The organism is Bacillus sp. DNRA2 (assembly GCF_012843265.1).
GTDB lineage: Bacteria > Bacillota > Bacilli > Bacillales > Cytobacillaceae > Bacillus_BU.
The window spans coordinates 1-4,208 of the sequence record NZ_JABAIT010000055.1 but is presented as its reverse complement, the minus strand read 5'-3'; the positions used below and the strand labels follow the sequence as shown (position 1 = coordinate 4,208).

At 40.3% G+C, this 4,208-nt stretch carries 3 protein-coding genes; 1 reads left to right on the top strand and 2 read right to left on the bottom strand.

Annotated elements, in window-relative coordinates:
• Positions 1–552: 552 nt before the first annotated feature.
• Positions 553–1,206: a redox-sensing transcriptional repressor Rex gene (locus tag HHO41_RS21775; protein ID WP_169102648.1), complete on the bottom strand. Its 654-nt coding sequence runs from the start codon at positions 1,204–1,206 to the stop codon at positions 553–555.
• 22 nt (positions 1,207–1,228) lie between these two features.
• Positions 1,229–1,732, bottom strand: a complete 504-nt coding sequence (moaC, locus tag HHO41_RS21770; protein ID WP_169102646.1) for a cyclic pyranopterin monophosphate synthase MoaC — start codon at positions 1,730–1,732, stop codon at positions 1,229–1,231.
• Between the two features lie 144 nt (positions 1,733–1,876).
• Between moaC and HHO41_RS21765 the strand changes: the two genes are divergently transcribed.
• Entirely contained in the window at positions 1,877–3,802 is a 1,926-nt protein-coding gene (locus HHO41_RS21765) for an ABC-F family ATP-binding cassette domain-containing protein (protein ID WP_169102644.1), read from the top strand.
• The last annotated feature ends 406 nt before the right edge of the window (positions 3,803–4,208 follow it).

Sequence of the window (4,208 nt, the reverse complement as noted above, 5' to 3'; positions counted from 1 at the left end):
CACGGACACGCACTACCTGTCAGCTATACACTTCCGCCACAAACGGTGTGTTCGGGACTTTCACCCGTTAGTCCGATACGCTGCCAAGCGCACAAAAGGGTGAACACTTATTTGGTGTTCACTCTTTTTTGTCGCCTATATCTTTCCCTACAAATCTTGCGGACATTTCACTACGTAAATCTCGGTATTTTGTCCTCATGATGGCCTCTTGCGGACATTTCAATGCGAAGATCCCGGTATTTTGTCCTCATAATGGCCTCTTGCGGACATTTCACTACGTAAATCTCGGTATTTTGTCCTCATGATGGCCTCTTGCGGACATTTCAATGCGAAGATCCCGGTATTTTGTCCTCATAATGGCCTCTTGCGGACATTTCAATGCCGAGATCTCGGTATTTTGTCCTCATGATGGCCTCTTGCGGACATTTCAATGCCAAGATTTCGGCATTTTGTCCTCATGATTGGCTCTTGCGGACATTTCGCAAGGTTGAAGACATTAAAATGTCCGCAAGACGAGGCTCACGGACAAGAAGAAATGCGCTTATGCATTTGTTATTCTACTTCAACCTTAGGATAATGCTTTAAGAAATATACAAGCGATTGCAATTCCACCGCCAAATCGATATGGTGGACACGTATATTAGAAGGAACCGTTAATCTCGCTGGGGTAAAGTTTAAGATCCCCTTAATATTTACATTTGCAAGGCGATCAGTAATCGTCTGCGCCACCGGAGCTGGAATCGTCAAAATGGCTACCTGAATCTCCTCTTCAGCAATTCGTTGTTCCAAATCATCCATATCGTAAACCGGAACCTCACCGATGGTAGTACCAATTTTAGTTGGGTCAACATCAAAGGCAATTTCAATTTTTGTATTATTATTTTTTAAAAAATTATAATTTAAAAACGCAGTCCCTAAATTTCCGACCCCAATTAAAGCAACCTTTGTCAATTCATCCTGATCTAGCGTTTTCCGGAAAAAGGTAAGCAAATAATTTACATTATAGCCATACCCCTTCTTTCCAAGTGCTCCAAAATAGGAAAAATCTCGACGAATCGTTGCAGAATCCACTTTGACAGCTTCACTTAGCTCTGCCGAAGACACCCGCTGCTTTCCTGATGAATGTAAGTTTTTTAAAAAGCGATAATACAGTGGTAATCTTTTTGCAGTGGCTTGTGGTATTTTCGTTGAATACTCACCTGACATAACCAAAACCCTCTCCCAATCATTATTTCACTTTTGTTTCTCTATAGAAGTCTCCACTTTTGCCACCCGTTTTTTCGACTAAATATGTTTTTCCAATCACCATGCCCTTGTCGACAGCTTTACACATATCGTAAACGGTTAATGCACAAACAGAAGCAGCTGTTAACGCTTCCATTTCAACACCAGTATTTCCTTTTGTTTTTACCTTAGCAGTAATATGGAGTGTATATTCCTCACTTGCATTTTCGCCCTTTTCCCATGTAAATGAAACATCGACTCCGTTTAGTGGAATCGGATGACACATTGGAATGATCTCCCATGTTTTCTTACATGCCATAACGGCTGCCACTTGTGCGACCGCTAATACGTCACCTTTTTTCATTTCATTATGAGTGATTCGCTGGTAGATTTCATTGCTGACGGTAATGCTAGAACAAGCTTCGGCCGTCCGAACCGTTTCAGGTTTATCGCTAACGTCTACCATTTTGGCGCGGCCCTCTTCATTAAAATGAGTAAATTCGCTCATGTATTTAAACACCTCTCTAAAAGAATCATACACTATTTTTTCCAAACTGTGTAAACCAACATGTATTTTTCTTCACAATCCCTCAATTATTGCTGAGACGCATGGAATACGATACACTAGCTTTATGTATTAGAGGTGAAGAAAATGATCTTATTACAAGTAAATCAACTGAATAAGTACTATGGTGCTGATCTTATTTTATCCAATATAAAACTAGAAGTTCAATCGAATGACCGAATTGCTTTAGTTGGCCGAAATGGTGCCGGGAAATCGACGCTACTGAGGATTATTGCCGGGCAAATGTCCCATGACTCAGGCGAACTAATGAAACCTAAGGACGTAACGATCGGCTACCTGGCTCAAAATACGGGACTTGAATCAAATCTTTCCATCTGGGACGAAATGCTTTCCGTCTTCGCGACACTACAAAGCATGGAAAAAAAATTGCGCCAAATTGAAGCGCAAATGGCTGACCCAGCGGTTTTTAATGATTCAGCTCAATATGAACGAACCTTAAAAGAATACGATGTGCTCCAGGTCCAATTTAAAGATATGGGCGGTTATCAATATGAAGCAGATATCCGTTCTGTTTTACATGGACTCAACTTTCATTCTTTTGACTACACTACGAAAATATCCAGCCTGAGCGGTGGTCAAAAAACGCGCTTGGCACTCGGCAAATTACTATTAACCAGACCGGATATTTTAATTTTGGACGAGCCAACCAACCATCTTGATATTGATACATTGTCATGGTTGGAGCAATACCTTCAAAATTACGATGGTGCAATTTTAATCGTCTCTCATGACCGCTACTTTTTGGACAAGGTCGTCAATCAGGTTTATGAAATTTCACGTATGCAAATTAATAAATTTACGGGTAATTATTCTGCCTATTTAGACCAAAAGGCCGAGAATTATGAACGGGAAATGAAGCTCTACGAAAAGCAACAGGATGAAATCTCCAAGCTCCAGGACTTTGTTGCCAGAAACTTGGCCCGAGCTTCAACGACAAAACGAGCGCAAAGCCGCAGAAAGCAGCTTGAACGTATGCAAGTTATGGACCGACCGCTTGGTCATGAAAAATCAGCCTCCTTTTCCTTTGGAATAGAAAAACAGAGTGGAAATGAAGTCCTTAAACTTGAAGAAATTGCTGTCGGTTACGGTACAGATACAGTTAGTGAAGACATCACCCTTCGCATAACCCGAGGTGAGAGTATTGCCTTAGTTGGTCCAAACGGAATCGGCAAATCAACCTTGCTTAAAACCATCGTCCAAAAGCTCGAACCACTTGCTGGTAATTTTCACTTTGGCTCCAATGTGACGATTGGTTATTACGATCAAGAGCAGGCGGAATTAACCTCCAATAAGAGGGTCCTCAATGAGCTTTGGGATGAATATCCTTTAAAAAGCGAGAAGGAAGTCCGGACAGTACTAGGAAATTTCCTATTTTCGGGAGACGATGTGTTAAAAATTGTCTCGACATTAAGCGGTGGTGAAAAGGCACGTCTTGCCCTAGCCAAGTTAATGATGCAAAAAGCCAATTTCCTTATTCTCGATGAGCCAACGAACCACCTTGACCTTGATAGTAAAGAAGTGCTCGAAAACGCCTTGATTGATTATCCTGGAACGATTTTGTTTGTCTCACATGATCGTTATTTTATCAATCGCATTGTCACAAAAGTGGTTGAATTAAGCAAAACTGGGGCAGCTGAATTCCTTGGTGACTATGATTACTATGTGGAAAAAAAGCTGGAACAGGCGGAATTAAAAGCGCTGGAAGCAGCCACAACAGGAATCACTGAGACCGTTAAAGCTAATCTAGCCAAAAATAGTTATCAACAAGATAAAGAGGCGAAGAAATTAGAACGGCAACGGAAAAGACGCCTGGAAGAAATTGAAGAGAAAATTGAAGTGCTTGAAGCCTTGATTGCAAGTAATGAAGAGCTTCTCTGTGATCCAGAAGTTTATCAAAATCACGAAAAGGTAAGTGAAATTAACGCAAAATCAGAAGCAGCAAAAGCTGAGCTAGAGGCATTAATGGAAGAATGGGCTGAACTGGCGGAATAATATGTTTGGCAAACCTTCATGAGTTCATTTCACCTTTGTTTTGAATTGGTTTTGAACTTATGAGGCCTCTATGAGTTCATTTCACCTTTGTTTTGATTGGGTTTTGAACTTATGAGACCTTCATGAGTTCATTTCTCCTTTGTTTTGAATTGGTTTTGAACTTATGAGGCCTCTATGAGTTCATTTCACCTTTGTTTTGAATTGGTTTTGAACTTATGAAACCTTCATGAGTTCATTTCACCTTTGTTTTTATTGTGTTTTGAACTTATGAGACCTCTATGAGTTCATTTCACCTTTGTTTTGAATTGGTTTTGAACTTATGAAACCTTCATGAGTTCATTTCACCTTTGTTTTTATTGGGTTTTGAACTTATGAGACTTCTATGAGTTCATTTCACCTTTGTTTT